Genomic DNA, 21,199 nt, shown 5'->3' with positions numbered 1-21,199 from the left:
CACAGGCCCACCACCGGAAGGACCGAACATGACCGATCTGAAAGCGAAATACCTGGAGCTGATTTCCGGTGCAGGCGACGAATCCACGCTCGAAGCATTGCGCGTGCAGGCGCTTGGCAAAAAGGGTGAAATCAGCCTTCAGATGCGCGAACTGGGCAAGATGACGCCAGAGGAACGCCAGACGGCAGGTCCCGCGCTCAACGCCCTCAAGGACGAAATCAACAGCGCCCTCATCGCGAAAAAGGCCGCCCTCAGCGATGCGGCCTTGAACGCCCGGCTACAGACCGAATGGCTGGATGTGACGCTGCCCACCCGGCACCAGCGCAAGGGCACCATCCACCCCATCAGCCAGGTCACCGAAGAGGTCACCGCGATTTTCGCAGATATGGGTTTCGCCGTCGCCGAAGGTCCGCAGATCGAATCCGACTGGTATAACTTTGACGCGCTGAACATCCCCGGCCATCACCCGGCGCGTGCCGAGATGGACACATTCTATATGTCCCGCGCCGAAGGCGACAATCGCCCCCCCGCCGTGCTGCGCACCCACACCAGCCCCGTGCAGATCCGCAGCATGGAGGCATCTGGCGCCCCCACACGCATCATCTGCCCCGGCCGCGTGTACCGCGCCGACTATGATCAAACGCACACACCGATGTTCCACCAGATCGAAGGCCTCGCCATCGACCGCGACATCTCGATGGCGAACCTGAAATGGGTGCTCGAAGAATTCGTAAAGGCCTATTTCGAGGTGGATAACGTCGATATTCGCTTCCGCGCCTCGCACTTTCCTTTCACCGAACCCTCGGCAGAGGTCGATATCCGCTGTTCATGGGAAGGCGGCACGCTCAAGGTCGGCGAGGGCGACGATTGGCTTGAAATCCTCGGCTCCGGCATGGTCCACCCCAAGGTGCTGCAGGCCGCTGGCGTCGATCCGGCACAGTGGCAGGGCTTTGCATTCGGCATGGGCATCGACCGCATCGCGATGCTGAAATACGGCATCCCCGACCTGCGCGCGTTCTTCGATTCCGACCTGCGCTGGCTGCGCCACTACGGGTTCAGCGCGCTGGACGTGCCGACCCTGCGGGGCGGGTTATCGCGGTGATTTCAGCTGCCGTAATTGAGCAAAATGTTCTCAAGCTGCTTAGGTTTTCGCTGAAGCACGCGGATCGTCACGGTAGAGTGTTTTACGAAAAAGATGGAATAATTGCTGACGGTGACATAAGAACACCAAATGCAAAGCTTCCAATAGACGAGGCTGCACGCGACTTTTATCTGCAATTAATGCTTGATGAAGGGCTAATCTTGGCTCGAAGTCCATTAAACGATCTGCTCTTCGATTTTAAGCTCACTCCGAAAGGAGCAGCGTTCCTTTGTGAACATCGGTCAAGCTGGATTAAGCGACAACTTGAAGTGTTGAAGCAGAACATGATTACGATTGTCGTGTCGGTAACAATCGCTGTTATTACCGCATGGATCCTAGGGCCAAGTACGTAACTGGCTAATAGAACGTACACTCAAGATTCAGTTTCAGGAACTTTATATGACCAGCGACGACGACTACGACGCCATTGTCGACCTCAACGACATTTATCCCGGTGCGGGCACGTTTCGATTCGGCAATTCCAAGGCGGAATGCCAGCAGCAGATCGATCTTGTCCGGCGCGGCGAGAAATCGGCGAATTGCGCCCCCTTCCGCGACTTCAAGGACGACCCCGACGCCATGCCCGTCGTGGGGCGTTGCGACATTGCGGCGAACTGGGGCGGCTCCCCCGCGCTGGTTCTGCGCACCACACGGGTCGAACACGTGCGGTTCTGCGACGTGACGCTGGACATGGCCGAGGCCGAGAGCAGCAGCTACACCCTAGACGGCTGGCGCGCGGAAAAGACCCATTATTTCAAGCGCAACGGTGGTTGGTCCGACGACATGCCGCTGGTGTTTGAGTTCTTTGAACTGGTCGAGGATCTGGACGGCCGCAGCCTGTAACTACTGCCGGAGCATCGACACGTCGAACCCACCTGCCGACACAGTCACCCGGGCTAATGCGCCGTCCGCATAGGCCAGCTGCATGTTCAGCGATTTAAAGTTGAATGGTGACAAATGCCCTTTGCCAGCCGCGACGCGGTAATCCATGTCGCAGACCGTCTGGCCGTTTTCGGTCGCGGTGCTGGCCGTGGAAATCGCCACCAGACGGCGCCCGTCATACATCTGTAGCGGGGCAGGACAACCACCGGCCCGTTCCAGCCGGGCAAACAGCTCTGACGGGAATAGAACATCCGCAGGCACAGTGTCAGGTGCGCTCAGATCAGTGGCGTCATTGGCAGGGACCACTGTCACATCAGCCACGCGGCCATTCTGGCGGATGACAGAAATATCGCGCGTCTTGCCGCCGCGGTTCACGCCCAGATACTGCTCGGCGATACTGCCGTCGGGCAGTTGCACCCTGGTCACCGACGCCTGAAACGTGCCGTCAGCCACACCCAGCGGCGTGTTGTTCAGCGTTGATTGCAGGCTGGCCCCATTGGTTTCCAGCGTCCCGATCTGCCTGTTTCCCAGCATCATCGCGTAGGTTTCCGCGATCGTGGGCGTGGCAGACATGAACACCAAGAATGAAATGACAGTCCGACGCATCCGCAAGGCTCCTGCTGGTTCTGCCGACCTCTTAGAGCACAAGACCGCGGTTATGCGATAGCAATCTGCACAGATCGGCAGCAACCCGCATGGCGTGATGCAATTTGCCGTCGCTTTCATTTTTGCGGGCGGGTCGTTATTCCGGACATGTCTGTCAAATGCCGCGCATGCAAAGGAGCTGTCCATGCTGATGCACCGCGATGCCGCTCAGCCTGTCCTGTCCGTCATCATTCCATTTTACGACGAGGTCGTTTTTCTGCCGACAACGATCAAATCCATCGTCGCTCAGGACATCAAAGGGATTGAGGTGATCGTCGTCAACGACAATCCCGATCACTTTGATCAGGCTTTTTTTGATGGTTTGAACCTGCCGGGTTTCGTGCGGGTCATCCATGCCGCGTGCAATTCAGGCCTGCCCAGCGCGCGGAACCTTGGGCTGGATGCCGCCCGTGGCAGATACATCGCATTTCTGGACGCCGACGATTTTTATACGCATCTGGGTCTGCGCCAGATGCTGGACCATGCAATCGCCAGCGGCGCAGACATGACACACGGGCAAACAATACAAACCAGTTTGAACAGGCTGTCCGGTCATGTCTTGGAACAGGAACGCAAGACATTTGGTCCGGACAATGCAGGAACGTTCCATGGCAACGCGGCCATCAAGGCCAGTTTCGATGCCCCATTTTGCTGGAGTTTCATCTACCGAGCTGACCTGATTTCACGGCACAATCTGAGGTTTGATCCTACACAGAGAAAATTCGAAGATCGGTTATTCGTCATCGACGCCCTGCTGGCGGCAAAAAGTATCGCAATCATGGGAAAGCCGACGCACGTCTGGCGCAGGCGCGCCAATTCGATCACGACGACCCGCCCTGATTTTGACGCACGCAACATGCGCATTGCCAGTTTCGAGAAATCTGTGCGGAAATGGTCCACTTTTGCAAACCCGATTTCACGGGATTTTATGCTGATGGAAATGATGGGCCAAGGGTTCGAAATCATTTCACGTGGGTCGCCTTCGGTTCTGCGCGGTGTGACTGACGACTTGAGCAGCGACCAGCGCCGCGAATTGCAGGATCGCTACCTGGCGGTGATCCGGGATATTGCGCCGACCGAACGTGAAATCCGGCGCCATTTCGGACCGGACCATCGTCGTTTCACCAGCGTCAAAACCGGGGGCATGCTGGTGACACGGGACGACATGGTGGCGCTCTATGCGGCGATGCTGGACCGCAATCTGACTTTGGTCGAAAACATCTTGTCCCGGATCGTGCAATCCAAGGCCGACGCCGTGGCAGCGCAATCGCCCAAGCCGAAACGCGGTAACCGCCGGGTTATCGTTCATTTCGGTCTGCACAAGACAGCATCCACCGCGATCCAGTACCAGCTGGACCAAAACAAGGACTATCTGGCCACACAAGGAGTGCTGTTCCCCAAGGCTGGTCTGGGCGCACGCGGCAGCGATACGGCGACGCGCCTGCATGGCATGCCCGGCCACGACAGGTTGCTGTCCGCGATCACGACAGGCGATTTGGCTTACGTCGATCAAATCGCGGCCGAAGCCGATGCAACTGGTTGCAATACCATTGTCCTCTCAGTCGAAAATCTGAGCGCGCCAAATGCCGACCAATCCAGACGCGAGGCCGTCATCCAGCAATTCGTTGCCGCTATGGGATCGCTGGGTGATGTCACACCGGTCTTGTTTTATCGCCGTCCCGACCGCTGGTTCGAGAGCTATTACCGGGAACTGGTCAGCACTGGATTGAACACCGGGAACATCACACCATCCGAGTATCTGCTGAACAATGAACGCCAGTTGGATTTCGGCAATCTCGTCGCTGTCATCGAGAAGGCATGCGACAAACATCTGCGCCTTACGTCACTTGAGCAAGCCACTTCAAATGGCGAAAACCCTGTTGTCGGGTTTATGGACATCTGCGGATTGGGGCATGTCGCGGACGGGCTGTCTTTGACCGACGGCCCAATATACCCATCCGTCGATGATCAACACCTTCGGTTGGCGGAACTGGTCAACGTCCTCGTGCCGAACATTCGCGACCGGCAGACCATTCTGCATGACTTCTATCGGCTTGCCCCCGACTTGGGCACGGCCGCCCCGATCTTTTCTGCCGCGGAACGCGTGCGCATCGTCACGTCATTCTGCGACAGTGCCCGCGACCCCGATCTGGCGGCGCGTCTGGACCTGCCAAGGGATCGTTGGATCGAAGAGGCCGCGAAATCTTGTGCCGACACCGCAGCAAGCATTCCGCCGGACCTGCTGGATCAGTTGATCGTCGCGGCCTATTTCAGTGGCATCGAAGGGGGCGAGCCACAGCGCCTGCGGCAAGAAATTGCGAGGTTGCGCCGCACGCTAAAGGAAAAAGACCGTTCGATCAGCCGACTGCGCGCCCGATACAGCGCAGTCATGCGCAGCAAATCCATGCGGCTGACGCAGCCCGTCAGATGGGCGGCACAGCTATTTCGCTAAGGTTCCATTAGCGCCAAGGCCGTCACAGACCAGCGCGGTCGATCTGAAATGCAGGGATGTGGTGCCGCATGAGGGATTCGAACCCCCGACCCCATCATTACGAATGATGTGCTCTACCGACTGAGCTAATGCGGCATCCGGGGTGCGATCTAGCACCCCATGGGCGGTCAGGAAAGACCTATTTTTTGTCCGAGGCAGGTGCAGGCAGCGGGTCGAGCACCTCTGCGTCGCTGACGGCGACCTGATTGGCTTCTGCCGGCTTTTGACCAACGATCAGCGGCAGCATTTCCGTGCCTGTCGGCATGGCCACCTCGCCTGCAGGCGGGCGTTTCCAGGCCAGCGTATCAAAGGCCGCGCAATTATCGCAGACCGGCCCCCAGGACGCGTGGATATGCTGACAATTGTCGCAGATCCACTGCGGACCGCGCGGCGCCGTCAGCGCACGTGTCAGCCAACCGCGCACCACCGCATCGTCGGACCCTTCTCCGCGTCCGATTGCGGCCATCAGTGTCAGGCTGCGCCCCGTCGGATCGTCGGTCACCAGATGGCCCAAGGCGCGCTTGGCAGCCGGAAAATCCTCTGCCGCGATATTCAGTTCTGCCAAAAGCATCCGCGTTTCAGGATGATCCGGTTTCTGCTTGGTCAGGGCACGGAAGCGTTTGAGACGTTCCTGCGGTGTTTCATCCGGCGCGATTTCGGCAAATGCCGCGGCGATATCGGGATGCGGTGTCACGCCCCAGGTTTTCGTCAGGATCTTGGCGGCCTTGCGCGGCTCTGATTTTTCCAGATGCGCCCGTGCGGCCATGATCGCGGCGGGCACCAGATCGGGCGACAGCCGGTTGGCCTCGATCGCCGCTTCGCGCGCCTTCATGTCCTGACCTTCGTCCATGATGTCTCTGGCCTCTGACAGGGCAAGAACGGCATCACGGCGCTTGTGCACATCACGCGGCAGCGCACCCGATTTCAGTTTGGCCCCCAGCGTTTCGCGGGCACCGGCCCAGTCTGCCTTTTCGGCCTGCAGCTTTAGCAGGGTGTCCTGGACCCCCTCGTGCTGTGGTTTGATCTCGAACGCCTTGCGGGCAAGCCCCAGGGCGGTCTCGGTATCGCCCGCCGCCAGCTTTTGCTGCATCAGTCCGCGCACACCGACAAACCGGGTTTCGTCCTTGGCCACCAGCGCGCGATAGCTTTCTTCGGCGGTGCGGGTGTCACCGGTCATCTCGGCGGCCTGCGCCTTGAGAAGCGTGGTCAGGTCGGGACGGTTCAGGTACTTGTCCGCACGTTTGGCCTTGGCCATCGCCAGGTGACCTTCGCCGCCTGCCAGTGCGAACAGACCTTCTGACAGGGCCTCGAACCCCTTGCGTTCGCGGTTGCGGTCGAAATGGCGCGAAATCGCGGTCTGATCACCGTTGAGGAAACGGAACACCGCGACCAAAAGCTTGATCAATTTCAGCCCGATCCAAACCAGCACGACCAGCGCCAGCAAGGCGACGACCATCTGAAGCGCGCTCAATGCCACCTCGTATCCGCCGATCGACAGGATCGCGCCGCCCTGCATGTCCAACAGTCGCACCGCGCCCCAGGTCAGACCCAGAACAATGGCAACAAAGACCGCGATTTTAAGGAGTGTCGAAATCATGTGTCAGGCCCTCAATTGGCGGTCAGGTTGGTGTCGAGCTGTTCGACGGCGTCAATGGCAGCGGCACGCTGTTCGGCCAGCGTGATCCAGTCGGTCATCGCGGCGCGCGGCGTTTCGGGCAATGTCTGAACCTCGGCCAGGGCGTCATTCAGGCGCCCGCTCTGCAGTGCCGCTTCTGCCCGGCTCAGGATGGCATCGGCGGATGTGCCCTCTCTTGGGGCCGTGGACCGCACGTTCAACTGGCTCCGCAGAAAGCCGCCCAGACCCCCGTCCGTTTCCGTGCCTTCGCCGGATTGGCGGGCAGCTTGCAGCGCTGCGCGGGCCGCCTCGGGGTAGGTTTCGCGCAGGGTTTCCATGGTCGGAACACCCTCTTCTGCGACGGCTGACAAAGCATCGGGCACCGGCCCATCCAGCGCCTCCCCCAGATCACCGAGAACGGCAGCCATCGGTGCGCCGCTTTCGACAGCGCCCTGTATACGGGCCAATGCGGCACGTGCGGTTTCCGTGCGCGCGCCTGCAATCGCGTTTGCCTGAATGGTCTCAGCCTCGGCCCGGATGGCCTCTAGCTGGGATTGAAGCTCGTCGCGCTGCGCCTGCAACGCTGCGGTCTGGTCCGCGATCTGCTGGCTGAGGGCCTGCACAGCCGCATCCTGCGCCGCCTCATCAACCATGGGTGCGGCGGGGTCGGCAGCACCCGTGGGCAGGGCCGCGAATTGGTCCTGCAACGCGGTCAGTTCGGCCTGCAGATCAGTAACTGTCTGTTCCAGACCCGTCATGTCTGGGGCAGGTGCAGCGGCGGGCAGCGCTGCGATGTCGTCGCGCAGCGCATCGATCTGCACCTGAACGCTGTCATCACCACCGACAACAGGTGCCACCATTCCGGCTTGCGTCCAGGCAATCCCGTAGCCGATCAGACCCGCAACCAACCCGCCCATCGCCATGGGCAGGAAAATCGGACGCCGCTTTTCGGTGTGCTGCGGCTGCGGGGTCGGCGCGGTTTCCGCCTGTCGGGGCTGTTCCGCCACGGCGACTGGCGCGTCCACTTGGGTTGCGGGACGTTCCGTTTGCGGCGCAGGAATCGAAGGGGGCGGCATGGCTGTCGTCGCTGATGTGGGATCGAGGGATTTTCCCTTTGCCGGTGTTTTCGCCACATCATTCCCCTTCGTTCTTCGAAACGCGCGGCAATCTGCCACCCATCGACGTTAGCCTGCTACGCCCCGGGTCTCAAGCGTTGCCGGTAGCGGCAATTTCGGACCAAAGCGCGCGGGTTGCCCCCAGCATATGCGGGGTGTCGGGCGCTGCGGCCACCACGACCCGATCAGGTCGATGGACCGACACCGCAGCAGCGACCGCATCACTCATTGCAACAACAAATAGCGGGGCGATGCGATCCGGCAACGCCAGTATGTCGGCAGAACGCGGCGAAAATACCGGCGCGATCAGCGGGACGTTCCCTGCTGCCGCATGCAACAGCCGATCCGGCGGTGGCAGCGGAACCTGACGATAAAGCACAACCGTTTCGCAGGTCAGGCCCGCTTCGCGCAGCGTTTCGCCCACATCACCACGACGGTGCGCGCCCGCCAGGTGCCATAGCGGACCGGTCGGACGCTGCGACAGGATCAGCGCGATCAACGCGGCGGCGTCCCCCTCTGCCACCTGCGTGCGATAGCCCTGCGCCTGCGCCTCATGTGCCGTGGCCTGCCCGACACACCATGCCGTGCGTCCCATCCCATGCGGCGCAAAGCCGACCGCGTTCGCCGACGTAAAGATCACAGCGCCATTCTCTGGCACAGGTGCACCGGTCGGCACGATGTCAAAGGCGGGTGCCATGATCACGCCGGGCTGCCGGTCCAGCATGGCAGTCAGCTGCGCCACAAAGGAAGCCCCCTTTGGCGCAGGACGGCTGATGATCAGAATGGGGGCCATGGCGCGCCGTTATTGTGAGAACCGCTGCCAAGTGTTACCTGCGACCGGACCAAGCGCAACAGGCACCCCATGTCCCGACCCCTGACGATCCTCGGCATCGAGAGCAGCTGCGATGATACCGCCGCCGCCGTGGTGCGCGGCACGGCCAATGACGCGACCGTGCTATCGTCCATCGTCTTTGGTCAAACCGCCCTGCACGCCGATTTTGGCGGTGTCGTGCCCGAAATTGCCGCCCGCGCCCACGCGGAAAAGGTCGACCATTGCGTCGCTGACGCACTCTCGGATGCAGGGCTGGCCCTGATGGACTGCGACGCCATTGCCGTAACAGCAGGTCCCGGCCTGATCGGCGGCGTGCTGTCCGGCGTGATGTGCGCCAAGGGTCTGGCCGCTGCCACCGGCCTGCCATTGATCGGGGTCAATCATCTGGCAGGTCACGCACTGACGCCGCGCCTGACCGACGCGGTGCCGTTTCCATATCTGATGCTGCTGGTGTCCGGCGGACATTGCCAGTTCCTGATCGCGCATGACCGCGACCGTTTCGAACGGATCGGCGGCACCATCGACGACGCCCCGGGCGAGGCATTCGACAAGACCGCCCGCTTGCTGGCCCTGCCGCAACCCGGCGGTCCTTCGGTCGAGGCCGCGGCGAAAACGGGTGATCCCAAACGGTTCAAACTGCCGCGCCCTTTGCTGGATCGGGATGACTGCGACATGTCCTTTTCCGGGTTGAAAACCGCCCTTTTGCGGGCACGTGACGGCGTGATCGGGCCGGAACAGACACTCAGCCGGACAGATCAGGCTGACCTTGCCGCCGGATTTCAGGCGGCGGTGACGGATGTGCTGGCGGCGAAAACCGCACGCGCGCTGGACCTGTATCTGGCGCTGAACCCGGCCACACCCACGCTTGCCGTTGCGGGCGGGGTCGCTGCGAACATGGCGATCCGCACCGCGCTGACTGACCTGTGCGCGCAACGCAACACGGCGTTTCTGGCCCCACCGCTGGCGCTGTGCACCGACAACGCTGCCATGATCGCCTACGCCGGGCTGACGCGTTTTGCAGCGGGCGAACACGATGATCTGACGCTGGGTGCACGACCACGCTGGCCGCTGGATGACACCGCGCCAGCGATGCTGGGATCGGGCAAGAAGGGGGCAAAGGCATGATCGCTGTCGTGGGGGCGGGCGCATTCGGCACGGCGCTGGCGATTTCGCTGGCACGGGACGGGCGGGGGGTGACGCTGCTGGCGCGTGACCTGCGGGACATGGAACAGACCCGCCGCAGTCCGAAACTGGACGTGGCAATTCCCGCCAACGTGCTGATCACCGATGACGCAACGCAGCTACAGACAGCGGAATGCGTCCTGATGGCCGTCCCCGCACAGAGCCTGCGTGGCGTGCTAGAGACACACAAACATCACCTGGCCACCAAGCGGATCGTGGCCTGCTGCAAGGGGATCGACCTTGAAACCCTGACGGGACCGGTCGCCAGCATTTCCGCCACGCTACCCGATGCCACGGCAGCGATCCTGACGGGGCCATCCTTTGCCGACGATATCGCGGCTGGCCTGCCGACCGCACTGACGCTGGCCTGTGCCGACGATACGGCTGGTCGCGCGTTGCAACAGACACTCTCGACGGGCAATCTGCGGCTGTATCGCACCACCGACACGATCGGTGCCGAATTGGGCGGTGCCTTGAAAAACGTGATCGCCATTGCCTGCGGCGTCGCGATTGGGGCGGGACTGGGTGACAGCGCCCGTGCTGCGTTGATGACCCGCGGTTTTGCCGAAATGCAAAGACTGGCAGAGGCGCTGGGGGCCGATCCGCAAACGCTGACCGGGCTATCCGGTCTGGGTGATCTGGCACTGACCTGCACCTCGACGCTGTCGCGAAACTATCGTCGGGGCCTTGCCCTTGGTGCTTGTGACCGGATCGATGCGACTGCCACGGTCGAAGGGTCCGCCACCTCGGTCGCGGTCACGGACCTGGGTCAGGCGCGGGGCATCGACCTGCCGGTCTGCACCATCGTGGCAGCCCTTTGTGCCCAGAAAATCAGTGTCGAAACCGCATTGCAGACACTGTTATCCCGCCCACTCAAGGAGGAATGACATGGCCCACTGGCTGTTCAAATCGGAACCCGACGTGTTTGGCTGGGATCACCTGACGGCCTTGGGTCGGGCTGGCAGTGAATGGGACGGCGTGCGCAATTATCAGGCCCGCAACATCATGCGCGAAATGGCAATCGGCGATACCGGGTTTTTCTATCACTCGCGGACCGGGCTGGAAATCGTCGGCATCGTCGAGGTCATCGCCAAGGCCCACCCCGACAGCACGGCGCAGGATGGCAAATGGGAATGCGTCGATGTGCGCGCGTTGAAACGGCTGCCGCGTCCCGTCACGCTGGATCAGATCAAGAGCGATGATCGCCTGTCCGACATGGTTCTGGTCAGGAATTCGCGCCTGTCCGTGCAACCCGTCAGTGATGCAGAATGGCAGATCATCCTTGATCTTGCGGGTCATTCCCCGGACTGAAGCGCGCGCAGCGCATCCGGTTTGACCAACCGCAGCACGATGATGCCCAGCACGCCCAGCACCACCGTCATCGCTGCGGCCGCGGCCATTGTGACCAGACGTTCGACCGCCAACACGCTGACCTGCGAAACAAGCGCCAGAATTTCCAGCACGGCAACCGTCAGAAAGGTCGTGAACAGCGTGTAATTGCGCGGCAAGAACCGGAACGCGACCGGCAGCGCGATCATGCCGACGGCGACGGTCAACCACATCTCTTCGGATATTGCGGCGACCGCGATGGCAATTGCTGTGCCCAGAACCGTGCCTAACGTGCGGCGCAGGGTCTTGGAAAACAGGTTGCCGTGCGGCGGAACGCACAGCACGACAAAGGTCAGCGGAAACCAGAATCCGTGTTCACCGAAATACCGACCGCCGACGTAGACAGACAGCATCAGACCGATCCCCAGACCCACCCCGAAGATCAGCGCATAACGGTGGCTTTGCGCTGTTTCCCCGTCGCCAGTCGCATCCTCTTCGAACCACCATGTGATCGCCAGCGCCCAGATCATGCCGCCGATGAATATGGCCGCCAAGAGGGCATCCCGGTCATCTGGCAGGATCGGGCTGGTAAAGATGGTCCAGACAATCAGCGCCCGCATTCCCGGTTGCGCCATGCCGCGCGTCCCGCCGATCCCGATCATCACCGCAAGGCACGGGGCAAGGATCAACGCCATGACCGGTGCCCCCAGAACCAACAGCCCCGACATCATCAGGACCAGCGTCACGACCGCGGCCGGTCCGATCCCGCGATCCCGCGCAGCCAGATGCGCCGACAGTCCCGCCATGAATGCGATGGCCCCCGGACTGCCGATCAACGGCACGGCAACCAACGCGGGCCCCGCCACCGCCGCGGTCGTGACAGCCACGGATCGCCACGGCATCGGCTCGCCATCCTCGACAAGCCAGTTCAACAGAGCCTTCATCACCTTTGGTCACCCCGCTGGACGCTGTGGCATGCTAAATGGCGCGGTCACCGGCAGAAGCAAACACTGGCAAGACGCGCAATGGTCTGGCAGGTTTTTTCTGACAGGAGGACACGGACCATGGGATTTGCAGATGTGATCGGGGCGGCGGCTGCCGCATTTGTTTTCGGCGCGATCTGGTACGGCGTTTTGTCAAAACCGTGGATCAGGGCTGCCGGCGTCGTCGTGCGTGCGGACGGCAAGCCGGTAAACAGCACAAACCCGTGGCCCTATGCAGTCTCGGGCGTGATGATCCTGCTGGTCGCGGGGATGATGCGACATATTTTTACGCTGTCCGCGATCGACACGATCATCGAAGGTCTGACATCGGGGTTCGGACTGGGCGCATTCATCATATCGCCCTGGCTGATCCTGACGGTTGGTTTCGAAGGCAGGCCATGGTCGCTGGGTCTGATCAATGCGGGATATGCCAGCCTGGGTTGCGCCATCATGGGCGCGGTGCTGATCCTGCTGGCATGAGGGCGCGCGCCACAAAGGGCGCGCGCGCGTTTGTTCAGCTGTAAACGGCTTCCTTGCCGAAATGTTTCGTCAGCAAGTAGTAGATGACCGCCCGGTATTTGGTCCGGTTTGACCGACCGTAGGTATCAATGGCCTTGTTGACGGCGTCCATCAGGTCAGGTCCGTCAGGCAGGCCCAGCTTTTTCTTCAGGAACCCGTCCACGACGCGCTGCAATTCCTCTGGGTCGCTGCCCGCGACCGTGCTTGCGTCGGCGTTGTAGATCGACGGACCGCAGCCAATCGTGACCTTGGTCAGCAGGTCCATGTCCGGCTCCATGCCGCAGTCATTGCGCAGATCTTCGGCGTATTTCTGGATCAGATCGTCACGTTTTCCCATCGGGTTCCCCTTGTTGCCTTGCAGCCTTTCTGGCCGTCGCGGTCACGCTAACGTCAGGTCACGGCTTCGGACAAGAAAAAAGAGGGCCGGCCTTGCCGCGGGCCATTCACGACGATCCGCGTTGGTGCACAGCAGTTTGCGCGCCCCACATGCAAAAGCGGCACCGCAGTCACAAGGACCGCGATGCCGCAGGCGTCAGGCTTCAGGCTTGAACGGCCCGGAATATCAGTAGCGGTAGTGTTCCGGCTTGAACGGACCTTCGACGGTGACGCCGATGTAATCCGCCTGTTCCTTTTTCAGCTCTGTCAGTTTGACGCCGATCCGCTTGAGGTGCAGGCGGGCGACCTTTTCGTCCAGATGCTTGGGCAGGATATAGACGCCGGGCGCGTATTCCTCGCCCTTGGTCCACAGTTCCATTTGCGCCAGCACCTGATTGGTAAAGGATGCGGACATCACGAACGACGGGTGACCGGTGGCGTTGCCAAGGTTCAACAAACGACCTTCGGACAACAGGATCAGACGATTGCCCGAAGGCATCTCGATCATGTCCACCTGTTCCTTGATGTTCGTCCACTTGTGGTTTTTCAGCGCGGCCACCTGAATTTCGTTATCGAAATGGCCGATGTTGCCAACGATCGCCATGTCCTTCATCTCGCGCATGTGCTCGATACGGATGACGTCACGGTTGCCGGTGGTGGTGATAAAGATGTCGGCGCTGTCCAGCACGTCCTCGAGCAGGACAACCTCGAAACCGTCCATCGCCGCCTGAAGCGCGCAGATCGGATCGACCTCTGTCACCTTGACGCGTGCGCCCGCACCCTGCAGCGACGCCGCCGACCCCTTGCCCACGTCGCCGTAACCGCAGACGACGGCGACCTTGCCGGCCATCATGGTGTCGGTGGCGCGGCGGATACCGTCGACCAGCGATTCCTTGCAGCCGTACTTGTTGTCGAACTTTGATTTGGTGACAGAGTCGTTCACGTTGATCGCAGGGAACGGCAGCTGGCCGTTCTTGTGCAAGTCATACAGACGGTGAACGCCTGTGGTGGTTTCCTCGGACACGCCCTTGATCGCGGCCTTCACCTTGGTGAACCAGCCAGGGGATGCTTCCATCCGCTTCTTGATTTGCGCCTTGATGACTTCTTCTTCTTCGGATTGCGGGACGGGGATGATGTCCTCGCCTGCCTCGGCACGGGCGCCCAGCAGAACGTACAGTGTCGCGTCGCCGCCATCGTCCAGGATCATGTTCGCGCCTTCGGGGAACATGAAGGATTTATCGAGGTAATCCCAATGCTCTTCCAGGCTTTGGCCCTTGATCGCGAAAACAGGCACGCCGGATTCCGCGATGGCGGCGGCAGCATGATCCTGCGTGGAAAAGATGTTGCAGGATGCCCAGCGCACGTCGGCACCCAGTGCAACCAGCGTTTCGATCAGAACGGCGGTCTGGATCGTCATGTGCAGCGATCCGACGATGCGGGCACCCGCCAGCGGTTTGGACGCGCCGTATTCCTCGCGCAGGGCCATCAGCCCCGGCATTTCCGTTTCTGCGATGTCCAGTTCCTTGCGACCATAGGCGGCAAGTGAAATGTCTTTGACGATATAATCTTGGGTCATGTCCGTCTCCTGGCGGAAAAAAGCGTTGCCGCCCCTTATCACCAACCTCCCCGCGTTGACAACGCGACGTGATCGCCCTTTGACTGCGTGGACAGTCTGTTCACCCATTGCAGCGTCAGGGTCCCATGTCGCAGATCACGGCAGCGTTTTCGAAACCGGCCGCCCATCGCAGGGCGGTCGTTTTTTGCTGTGATGCAGGATATTTGCCCTTTGCCCTGCATGCAGCGACGCAGATCGCCGGCCTGCAACGCGACCGTCAGTTCGACATCTGCATCGTGACGATGGACGATCTGACCATCCCCGACAGTCTGACGGCCCATGGCCTGCGGTTGATCAAGGTGACGACCGACGGTGCATTCGCAGACCTGCCGCGCGATGCCCGCCGCAGTGAAAGCGTTTATCTGCGCCTTGCGCTGCCGCATGTGCTGACGGCCGACTATGACCGGTTGCTCTATCTGGACAGCGATATCCATGTCGACGGCGGGGATTTCAACGCGCTGATGCACCTTGATCTGGGCGGTCGGGCGATCGGCGCTGTGCGTGATACGATGCAATGGCGCACACCGCAGCGCGCCAGCCGGGATTTCACCGCAATCCATCTGCCGCCCGCGCCCTATTTCAACAGCGGCGTGTTGCTGCTGGACCTGATCCAATGGGCCAAGGCCGATCTGTCGGCGCGCATCCTCGACCTTGCCGGACGCCACCCGGATGCGATCAGGCAGCACGACCAGACCCTTCTGAACTGGGCCGCGCATTGCGACTGGGCCGAACTCTCGCCCCTATGGAACTGGCAAATGACCAAGAGCGCACGGCTTTTTGGCGCAATGGCCCCCGTCAACATCGCGCATTTCATCGGCCCTGCAAAACCATGGCGGGACAAGGCACAAGAGCTGCCACCGCGCTATGCCCGTGACCTGGCGCGGTTCATGGCTATGCATTTTCCGGACCATCCCCCGATACCAATGTCACAAATGCCTGCCAGAAATACGCCGTTGATGCGCAAGATGTTCCTGCGCAATACCCTCGCTGCGGCGCGCATGGCCCGCTATCTCGACAGGTTTCCAACGGATATGACAGTACGATGAAACAGCCCCGCGCATGGCAAAGAATGCTCTCGGGTCGCAGGCTTGACCTGCTGGATCCTACACCCGTCGATATCGAGGTCGAGGACATCGCCCACGGTTTGGCCTTTGTCGCGCGCTGGAACGGGCAGACACAGGGTGATTTCGCCTATTCCGTCGCCGAACATTCGCTGCTGGTCGAGGATCTGTTCACCCGCATGAACCCCAAGGCACCGGCGAAATGGCGGATGGCCGCATTGTTGCATGATGCGCCCGAATACGTGATCGGGGACATGATCAGCCCGGTCAAGGCCGCCATCGGCCCCGGCTATGGCGAGCTGGACATGAGGTTGACCGCCGCGATCCACCTGCGGTTCGGACTGCCCGCAACCCTGCCCGCCAGCGTCAAGAAACAGATCAAGGCCGCCGACCGCGTATCGGCATGGGCCGAGGCCGTGCAGATTGCCGGGTTCGGCGTGGCCGAAGCCAACAGGTTCTTTGGCCGCCAGAAACCCGAACTGATCGACGGGCTGACCATCGCCTTGCGCCCGCCGGTCGCCGTGCGCGCCGATTTCACCGAACGACACGCCACCTTGCTGGAGATGATGCAATGATGATCCGACAGGCCACGTCAGCGGATGCACAAGGGATGGTCGATGTGTTGAACCCGATCATCGCAAAGGGTGGCACGACCGCACATCAAACTCTGTTCGATGTGGACGGGATGCGACAACACTATATCAGCCGCCCGGCGCTGATCTGCACGCATGTCGCGGATATGGACGGCATAATCGGTGGATTTCAGATGCTTGCCCGGCCCGATCCGGGTGATGCCGCGATGCAGGGCTGGGCGATCATCGCCAGTTTCGTATCGGGCGATCATGCGGGCAAGGGGATTGGCCGGGCGCTGTTCGCGGCCACCAAGACCAAGGCCCTGTCCGAAGGCATTGCCACCATCGACGCGACAATCCGGGCGGATAACGACAGTGGCCTGCGCTATTATGCCGCGATGGGATTTGTCGATTTCGACAGGCTGATCGACGTTCCGCTGCGGGACGGCACCCGTGTCGACCGCATCCGCAAGCGGTTCGACCTTTAGCGCGGACTGCGTTTCGCAAGAATCCGTTGCAGCGTCCGGCGGTGCATGCTGAGCCTGCGCGCCGTTTCAGACACGTTGCGGTCGCACAATTCATAGACGCGCTGGATATGTTCCCAACGCACGCGATCAGCACTCATGGGGTTGTCGGGCGGCGGAGGCAACTTGTCCTGACCGGCCAGCAGGGCATTGGTCACATCCGTCGCGTCAGCGGGTTTTGCCAGATAGTCGGTCGCACCGATCTTGACCGCGGCGACCGCCGTGGCGATGGCACCATAGCCCGTCAGAACAACGATCCGCGATTCCGGGCGGCGTTCGCGCAGCACCTCGACCACGTCCAGACCATTGCCGTCCTCCAGCCGCAGATCGACCACGGCATAGGCAGGCGGGCGGGCAGACGCGATTGCCTTGCCTTCGGCCACGGATTCAGCCGTTTCGACGACAAACCCCCGTTTTTCCATCGCCTTGGCGAGACGTTTGACGAAAGCCTCGTCATCGTCCACCAGCAAAAGTGACGGGTCAGGGCCGAGATCGCGTGTGTCGCTGTTCATTTTCAATACCTTGCCTTGTTACCCAACAGATAGGACCGCGCGGCAGGCCGTCAATCTATGTTAAGGCGCAACTGACCTCTTGAGCGATCTGCTGCGGCGGTGTGTCGCGGCGAAAGAATGTCGCAAAACCGGTGTCCGGCAGCATCAGGTACGTAAACGCGGAATGGTCCACGAGGTAATAGTCAGGATCATCCCCGTTGCGTGCATAATAGACCTTGTAGGCATCCGCCGCAGCCTTGACCTGTGCCTCGCTTCCGGTCAGGCCGATCATCTTGGGGTGCATGTTTGCTGCGTAATCGGCCATGAATTCGGGTGTATCGCGTGCGGGATCCACAGAGATGAACACAGGCGTGACCGACACACCCTGTTCCGCCAGCAGGTCAACCGCCGCCACGTTGCGGGCATTGTCGATGGGACAGACATCAGGGCAGAATCCGTAGCCGAAATAGACCAGCGTCGGTTCCGTGATGACATTTGCATCCGTGACCGTCTGCCCCTCCTGATTGACCAGCGTGAATGGACCACCGATGTCGGCACCTTCGGCGTTGGTGCTGAAACAGGATGCCAGATCCTGACCACGGTTGAAGGTCAGGGACAGTGACACACCTACCACGGCAGCAATGGCGGCACCGGAAACGAGGACGATCGCGCGGTTCATCAGGGCTCCTTTCAAAAGCGTCGCATTGATTGCCGATCCACCGGCTCATAACAATGGGGACGCGCATCACATTTAAGGGCGATCATGGAGATTTACGACACATCGATGCTGGCACAGCATGAACGCAGCAACTGGGTCCGGCTCCGGACACTGCTGACGTTGCGGTGGGCGGCTGTCGGTGGTCAGATTGTGGCGATCCTTGTTGCCGTCCGGCTCTATGGGCTGACATTGCCACTGACGCCGGTGATCCTGACGATCTGCGTGGCCGCCATCGCCAATATCGCCACCCACGCCTATTTCCCGCAGAACAAACGCCTGTCCGAACGCGAGGCGAGTGCGATGCTGGCATTCGATATCCTGCAACTGGGCCTGCTGCTGTATCTGACGGGTGGCCTGAACAACCCCTTTGCCCTGTTGATCCTGGCCCCGGTGACCATCGCGGCGACGGTGCTGCATCTTCTGAGTTTTATCGCACTTGGTGCATTGGCAATCGGGATGATCACGCTGATCAGCTTTACATCCCTGCCACTTCAGCTGGCGAATGGTTCGCTGTTGATCCTGCCGCCGCTCTTTGGCTTTGGCTATTGGGTCTCATTGGTGATCGGCGTCATGTTTCTGGGCATCTATGCCCGGCGCGTGACAACAGAAATGCACAGTATGGGTGATGCGTTGCTCGCAACCCAGCTAGCGCTGGAACGCGAACAGAAATTGACGGACCTGGGCGGTGTTGTCGCAGCGGCAGCACATGAACTGGGCACACCGCTGGCCACGATCAAACTGGTCAGCACCGAGCTGGTCGCCGAACTGGAAAACCATCCCGACCTGCGCGACGATGTCATGCTGATCCGGTCGCAGGCCGATCGCTGCGGCGACATCCTGCAATCCATGGGGCGCGCGGGCAAGGATGACCTGATGATGAAAACCGCCCCGCTGGAGGCCGTCGCCCGCGAAGCCGCAGAGCCGCATCTGGACCGCAAGGCAAGCGTTCTGTTCGACATCAAGGGGGGCACCGTCCCGCAGCCCACGATCCAGCGCAAACCCGAAATCATCCACGGGTTGCGCAACCTGATCCAGAACGCCGTCGACTTTGCCCAAGAGACGGTCGTCGTACGCATCGACTGGTCAGCGACCGAGGCGCGGGTCATGATCAGCGATGACGGTCACGGTTTTCCGCAGTCGGTTATCGGCCGCATCGGCGACCCCTACGTGCGGCGCAGACGATCAGAGATCGACGGCGAAAAACGTCCGGCCTACAGCGGCATGGGACTTGGCCTGTTTATCGCGAAAACATTGCTGGAACGGTCCGGGGCCAACCTGACATTCGCCAACGAATCCGAATCCGGTGCCGTGGTGACCGTCACCTGGCCGATGCGTGCCCTGGTCGATATCAGCCCGGCGCACCGCCCGACATTGGGAAAAAACCCCTCGTTCCTGCCCTGATCGGGCCTGTTAATGCGGCATTAACCTCCGGCGGACAGTCTTTGGGCAGATACGCCTGGGGGTCTTGATCGTGATCTATGATTCTATCCTGCTCTTTGTTGCGGCATGCCTATGCGTGGCGGGCCTGACTGCGGCATTCATCTTTGCCCGTTCCACCTCGGGATCTGCCTCTGCCCCGCCGCGATCAAACACGATTACCCAGACACCCGTTTTTCTGTTCGACCGCGATATACTGATCGACGCATCGCCCAGTGGGTCTGCCCTGATCGGTGACCACCGCGACAAACTTGGGGATCTGGGGGCGCTTTTGCACGTGCTGGGGGACCAGTTTCCGACGTTGCAGGACACCTTGGGCGATCTGGGCTGGAACGACAATCGGCAGGTCCCGGCAGGACAGGACGATACGATCTGCATCCAGATCCGGAACGAAAACGGTTTGACCCGCATCAGCCTCGCGGCGGCCGAGGCCGAACAGGCCAGCGCCCGCTTTGCCGCAATGGAACACGCGATCCAGAACAAGGAACTGACCCAACTGCGCGACATCCTGCGCGAGACACCGCAACTTGTCTGGCAAGAGGATGCGCGTGGCGAACTGATTTGGGCGAATGCGGCCTACCTGACCTATGCGGAACGGACACGGCCTGACACGCCGGGTGCGGGTCGCATCTGGCCCGGACAACGCTTGTTCGGCGATATCTCTGTGCCCGACAGCGGGTGCCGCGCGCCCAACGCGCGACGCCTGTCACTGCAACTGCACGGCGAAGAGGCAGAGCATTGGTTCGACATCACATCATGCCCCCTCCCCGGTTCGACATTGTTTTTCGCCACCGACGCCAATGCCACGATGCGCGCCGAGAGCGAATTGCAGGGTTTTCGGCAAACACTCGTGAAAACCTTTGCAGAACTGTCCACGGGGCTTGCGATCTTTGACCGTGACCGCAAACTGACGATGTTCAACCCTGCCTTTGTGGACATGTTCGGTCTGCCCATTCAGTTCGTGACCGTCCGCCCCACGCTGGAATCGGTGCTGGACCGGCTGCGCGAGATGCGCAAACTTCCCGAACCTAAGGATTATCCGGGTTGGCGCGAACAGTTTGCAGCCCTGGATGCGGTGGCAACCGATGGTGCCTATTCGGACCGATGGGATCTGCCGGATGGACAGGTCTTTCGCGTGACCGGTCGTCCGCATCCCGATGGCGCCATCGCCATCTTGTTCGAGGATATCAGCGCCGAGGTCTCGCTGACACGGCGTTTTCGCGTCGAAATCGAAACAGGTCAGGCGGTGCTGGATACGCTGTCCGATGCCATCGCGGTTTTTTCCGATGCCAGCACCTTGGTCATGACAAACAGCGCCTACACCCAGATGTGGGGCGACCATGACACCGGTTCGTTCGACCTGCAGGATCTGCGAACAGCGCTGCGCCTTTGGAAATCGCACAGCGCGCCCACGGATTTCTGGCGCAAGGTCGAAAAATTCGGCCAGCTGGGTCAGCGGCGCGAGGTTGTGACAGATGACATCATTTTGGTGAACGGGCGCCGCCTGCGTTGCGAGGCGCATCCCATCCCTGCCGGGATGACGATGGTAAAATTCCTGCCCGCCGACGGCCAGCCACCGATGGGCTGTGTGACGCAGACGCCCAGGACGAAACAACGGGTCGCAAGCGGCTGAATCCGGTTGCGGCCATGCTGGGGGCGATTACTCTGGTTG

At 61.1% G+C, this 21,199-nt stretch carries 22 protein-coding genes and 1 tRNA gene; 13 read left to right on the top strand and 10 right to left on the bottom strand.

The features are described from left to right. Positions 1-28: 28 nt before the first annotated feature. The 3 genes from pheS to AN189_RS01645 are packed head-to-tail and all read left to right on the top strand — an operon-like array spanning position 29 to position 1,984. The gene (gene pheS / locus AN189_RS01655; protein WP_056029994.1) at positions 29-1,102 is read left to right on the top strand and encodes a phenylalanine--tRNA ligase subunit alpha; all 1,074 of its coding nucleotides are present in this window, start codon (positions 29-31) and stop codon (positions 1,100-1,102) included. Further along, on the top strand, positions 1,099-1,494 hold the full coding sequence (locus AN189_RS01650) for a hypothetical protein (RefSeq protein ID WP_056029993.1): 396 nt from the start codon (positions 1,099-1,101) through the stop codon (positions 1,492-1,494). Before pheS ends, AN189_RS01650 begins: the two co-directional genes overlap by 4 nt. A 46-nt stretch (positions 1,495-1,540) precedes the next feature. Next, positions 1,541-1,984 (top strand): ASCH domain-containing protein, encoded by a 444-nt coding sequence (locus tag AN189_RS01645; RefSeq protein WP_056029988.1) that lies wholly within the window; start codon positions 1,541-1,543, stop codon positions 1,982-1,984. Here AN189_RS01645 and AN189_RS01640 read toward each other — a convergent pair whose 3' ends face one another. After that, on the bottom strand, positions 1,985-2,629 hold the full coding sequence (locus AN189_RS01640; RefSeq protein ID WP_157057344.1) for a hypothetical protein: 645 nt from the start codon (positions 2,627-2,629) through the stop codon (positions 1,985-1,987). Between the two features lie 184 nt (positions 2,630-2,813). On the opposite strand from AN189_RS01640, the gene AN189_RS01635 reads away from it, so the two are divergent. Beyond that, positions 2,814-5,120 (top strand): glycosyltransferase family 2 protein, encoded by a 2,307-nt coding sequence (locus AN189_RS01635; protein ID WP_172794833.1) that lies wholly within the window; start codon positions 2,814-2,816, stop codon positions 5,118-5,120. Between the two features lie 59 nt (positions 5,121-5,179). Here the strand turns inward: AN189_RS01635 and AN189_RS01630 are convergent. The 4 genes from AN189_RS01630 to AN189_RS01615 form a co-directional block, all read right to left on the bottom strand. After that, a tRNA-Thr gene (locus tag AN189_RS01630) sits at positions 5,180-5,255 on the bottom strand. Between the two features lie 43 nt (positions 5,256-5,298). After that, positions 5,299-6,756 (bottom strand): heme biosynthesis protein HemY, encoded by a 1,458-nt coding sequence (locus AN189_RS01625; RefSeq protein WP_056029980.1) that lies wholly within the window; start codon positions 6,754-6,756, stop codon positions 5,299-5,301. An 11-nt stretch (positions 6,757-6,767) separates the two neighbouring features. Next, positions 6,768-7,850, bottom strand: coding sequence for a COG4223 family protein (locus AN189_RS01620; RefSeq protein WP_172794832.1), 1,083 nt, complete (start codon positions 7,848-7,850; stop codon positions 6,768-6,770). Between the two features lie 130 nt (positions 7,851-7,980). Next, complete coding sequence (locus AN189_RS01615; RefSeq protein WP_056029976.1) at positions 7,981-8,682, bottom strand: uroporphyrinogen-III synthase; 702 nt, start codon at positions 8,680-8,682, stop codon at positions 7,981-7,983. Between the two features lie 69 nt (positions 8,683-8,751). Between AN189_RS01615 and tsaD the strand changes: the two genes are divergently transcribed. The 3 genes from tsaD to AN189_RS01600 are packed head-to-tail and all read left to right on the top strand — an operon-like array spanning position 8,752 to position 11,214. Beyond that, on the top strand, positions 8,752-9,846 hold the full coding sequence (gene tsaD, locus AN189_RS01610; protein WP_056029973.1) for a tRNA (adenosine(37)-N6)-threonylcarbamoyltransferase complex transferase subunit TsaD: 1,095 nt from the start codon (positions 8,752-8,754) through the stop codon (positions 9,844-9,846). Continuing rightward, on the top strand, positions 9,843-10,790 hold the full coding sequence (locus tag AN189_RS01605) for an NAD(P)H-dependent glycerol-3-phosphate dehydrogenase (RefSeq protein WP_056029970.1): 948 nt from the start codon (positions 9,843-9,845) through the stop codon (positions 10,788-10,790). The genes tsaD and AN189_RS01605 overlap by 4 nt, the downstream gene beginning before the upstream one ends. 1 nt (position 10,791) lies before the next feature. Further along, positions 10,792-11,214: an EVE domain-containing protein gene (locus AN189_RS01600; protein ID WP_056029967.1), complete on the top strand. Its 423-nt coding sequence runs from the start codon at positions 10,792-10,794 to the stop codon at positions 11,212-11,214. Here AN189_RS01600 and AN189_RS01595 read toward each other — a convergent pair. Further along, positions 11,199-12,176 carry an FUSC family protein gene (locus AN189_RS01595; protein ID WP_056029964.1) on the bottom strand — a complete coding sequence of 326 codons (978 nt, stop codon included), beginning with the start codon at positions 12,174-12,176 and terminating at the stop codon, positions 11,199-11,201. The genes AN189_RS01600 and AN189_RS01595 overlap by 16 nt on opposite strands. Before the next feature lie 120 nt (positions 12,177-12,296). Here AN189_RS01595 and AN189_RS01590 point away from each other — a divergent pair, with 120 nt between their 5' ends. Further along, a complete protein-coding gene (locus AN189_RS01590; RefSeq protein ID WP_056029961.1) occupies positions 12,297-12,695 on the top strand; it encodes a DUF1761 domain-containing protein in 399 nt (132 codons plus the stop codon). Positions 12,696-12,729: 34 nt separating this feature from the next. On the opposite strand, the gene AN189_RS01585 is transcribed toward AN189_RS01590, so the two are convergent. Both AN189_RS01585 and ahcY read right to left on the bottom strand, forming a co-directional pair. Next, positions 12,730-13,071, bottom strand: coding sequence for a DUF2853 family protein (locus AN189_RS01585; RefSeq protein WP_056029958.1), 342 nt, complete (start codon positions 13,069-13,071; stop codon positions 12,730-12,732). 225 nt (positions 13,072-13,296) lie between these two features. Continuing rightward, entirely contained in the window at positions 13,297-14,685 is a 1,389-nt protein-coding gene (gene ahcY / locus AN189_RS01580) for an adenosylhomocysteinase (RefSeq protein WP_056029955.1), read from the bottom strand. Between the two features lie 125 nt (positions 14,686-14,810). On the opposite strand from ahcY, the gene AN189_RS01575 reads away from it, so the two are divergent. Genes AN189_RS01575 through AN189_RS01565 form a run of 3 tightly spaced genes read left to right on the top strand, consistent with a single transcriptional unit; the run spans position 14,811 to position 16,845 of the window. Beyond that, positions 14,811-15,770: a glycosyltransferase family 8 protein gene (locus tag AN189_RS01575; RefSeq protein ID WP_253279523.1), complete on the top strand. Its 960-nt coding sequence runs from the start codon at positions 14,811-14,813 to the stop codon at positions 15,768-15,770. Beyond that, entirely contained in the window at positions 15,767-16,360 is a 594-nt protein-coding gene (locus AN189_RS01570) for an HD domain-containing protein (RefSeq protein WP_056029952.1), read from the top strand. Before AN189_RS01575 ends, AN189_RS01570 begins: the two co-directional genes overlap by 4 nt. Continuing rightward, positions 16,357-16,845, top strand: coding sequence for a GNAT family N-acetyltransferase (locus AN189_RS01565; protein ID WP_056029950.1), 489 nt, complete (start codon positions 16,357-16,359; stop codon positions 16,843-16,845). Before AN189_RS01570 ends, AN189_RS01565 begins: the two co-directional genes overlap by 4 nt. On the opposite strand, the gene AN189_RS01560 is transcribed toward AN189_RS01565, so the two are convergent. Both AN189_RS01560 and AN189_RS01555 read right to left on the bottom strand, forming a co-directional pair. Then, complete coding sequence (locus AN189_RS01560; protein ID WP_056029947.1) at positions 16,842-17,393, bottom strand: ActR/PrrA/RegA family redox response regulator transcription factor; 552 nt, start codon at positions 17,391-17,393, stop codon at positions 16,842-16,844. The genes AN189_RS01565 and AN189_RS01560 overlap by 4 nt on opposite strands. Positions 17,394-17,448: 55 nt before the next feature. Further along, the gene (locus AN189_RS01555) at positions 17,449-18,051 is read right to left on the bottom strand and encodes an SCO family protein (protein ID WP_056029944.1); all 603 of its coding nucleotides are present in this window, start codon (positions 18,049-18,051) and stop codon (positions 17,449-17,451) included. Between the two features lie 84 nt (positions 18,052-18,135). Between AN189_RS01555 and regB the strand changes: the two genes are divergently transcribed. Continuing rightward, entirely contained in the window at positions 18,136-19,491 is a 1,356-nt protein-coding gene (gene regB / locus AN189_RS01550; RefSeq protein ID WP_056029941.1) for a sensor histidine kinase RegB, read from the top strand. 70 nt (positions 19,492-19,561) lie between these two features. Then, positions 19,562-21,160 carry a PAS-domain containing protein gene (locus tag AN189_RS01545; RefSeq protein WP_157057342.1) on the top strand — a complete coding sequence of 533 codons (1,599 nt, stop codon included), beginning with the start codon at positions 19,562-19,564 and terminating at the stop codon, positions 21,158-21,160. Positions 21,161-21,199 lie beyond the last annotated feature (39 nt).

It is taken from the genome of Loktanella sp. 3ANDIMAR09 (assembly GCF_001420005.1).
Taxonomy (GTDB): domain Bacteria; phylum Pseudomonadota; class Alphaproteobacteria; order Rhodobacterales; family Rhodobacteraceae; genus Loktanella.
This window is presented reverse-complemented; position numbering and strand designations above follow the sequence as displayed.

What these genes read in the sequence shown, in the direction of transcription:
- pheS (WP_056029994.1), top strand. Translation starts at nt 29, where the DNA reads ATGACCGATCTGAAAGCGAAATACCTGGAGCTGATTTCCGGTGCAGGC.
- AN189_RS01645 (WP_056029988.1), top strand. Translation starts at nt 1,541, where the DNA reads ATGACCAGCGACGACGACTACGACGCCATTGTCGACCTCAACGACATT.
- AN189_RS01640 (WP_157057344.1), bottom strand. Translation starts at nt 2,629, where the DNA reads ATGCGTCGGACTGTCATTTCATTCTTGGTGTTCATGTCTGCCACGCCC.
- AN189_RS01635 (WP_172794833.1), top strand. Translation starts at nt 2,814, where the DNA reads ATGCTGATGCACCGCGATGCCGCTCAGCCTGTCCTGTCCGTCATCATT.
- AN189_RS01625 (WP_056029980.1), bottom strand. Translation starts at nt 6,756, where the DNA reads ATGATTTCGACACTCCTTAAAATCGCGGTCTTTGTTGCCATTGTTCTG.
- AN189_RS01620 (WP_172794832.1), bottom strand. Translation starts at nt 7,850, where the DNA reads ATGCCGCCCCCTTCGATTCCTGCGCCGCAAACGGAACGTCCCGCAACC.
- AN189_RS01615 (WP_056029976.1), bottom strand. Translation starts at nt 8,682, where the DNA reads ATGGCCCCCATTCTGATCATCAGCCGTCCTGCGCCAAAGGGGGCTTCC.
- tsaD (WP_056029973.1), top strand. Translation starts at nt 8,752, where the DNA reads ATGTCCCGACCCCTGACGATCCTCGGCATCGAGAGCAGCTGCGATGAT.
- AN189_RS01605 (WP_056029970.1), top strand. Translation starts at nt 9,843, where the DNA reads ATGATCGCTGTCGTGGGGGCGGGCGCATTCGGCACGGCGCTGGCGATT.
- AN189_RS01600 (WP_056029967.1), top strand. Translation starts at nt 10,792, where the DNA reads ATGGCCCACTGGCTGTTCAAATCGGAACCCGACGTGTTTGGCTGGGAT.
- AN189_RS01595 (WP_056029964.1), bottom strand. Translation starts at nt 12,176, where the DNA reads ATGAAGGCTCTGTTGAACTGGCTTGTCGAGGATGGCGAGCCGATGCCG.
- AN189_RS01590 (WP_056029961.1), top strand. Translation starts at nt 12,297, where the DNA reads ATGGGATTTGCAGATGTGATCGGGGCGGCGGCTGCCGCATTTGTTTTC.
- AN189_RS01585 (WP_056029958.1), bottom strand. Translation starts at nt 13,071, where the DNA reads ATGGGAAAACGTGACGATCTGATCCAGAAATACGCCGAAGATCTGCGC.
- ahcY (WP_056029955.1), bottom strand. Translation starts at nt 14,685, where the DNA reads ATGACCCAAGATTATATCGTCAAAGACATTTCACTTGCCGCCTATGGT.
- AN189_RS01575 (WP_253279523.1), top strand. Translation starts at nt 14,811, where the DNA reads ATGTCGCAGATCACGGCAGCGTTTTCGAAACCGGCCGCCCATCGCAGG.
- AN189_RS01570 (WP_056029952.1), top strand. Translation starts at nt 15,767, where the DNA reads ATGAAACAGCCCCGCGCATGGCAAAGAATGCTCTCGGGTCGCAGGCTT.
- AN189_RS01565 (WP_056029950.1), top strand. Translation starts at nt 16,357, where the DNA reads ATGATGATCCGACAGGCCACGTCAGCGGATGCACAAGGGATGGTCGAT.
- AN189_RS01560 (WP_056029947.1), bottom strand. Translation starts at nt 17,393, where the DNA reads ATGAACAGCGACACACGCGATCTCGGCCCTGACCCGTCACTTTTGCTG.
- AN189_RS01555 (WP_056029944.1), bottom strand. Translation starts at nt 18,051, where the DNA reads ATGAACCGCGCGATCGTCCTCGTTTCCGGTGCCGCCATTGCTGCCGTG.
- regB (WP_056029941.1), top strand. Translation starts at nt 18,136, where the DNA reads ATGGAGATTTACGACACATCGATGCTGGCACAGCATGAACGCAGCAAC.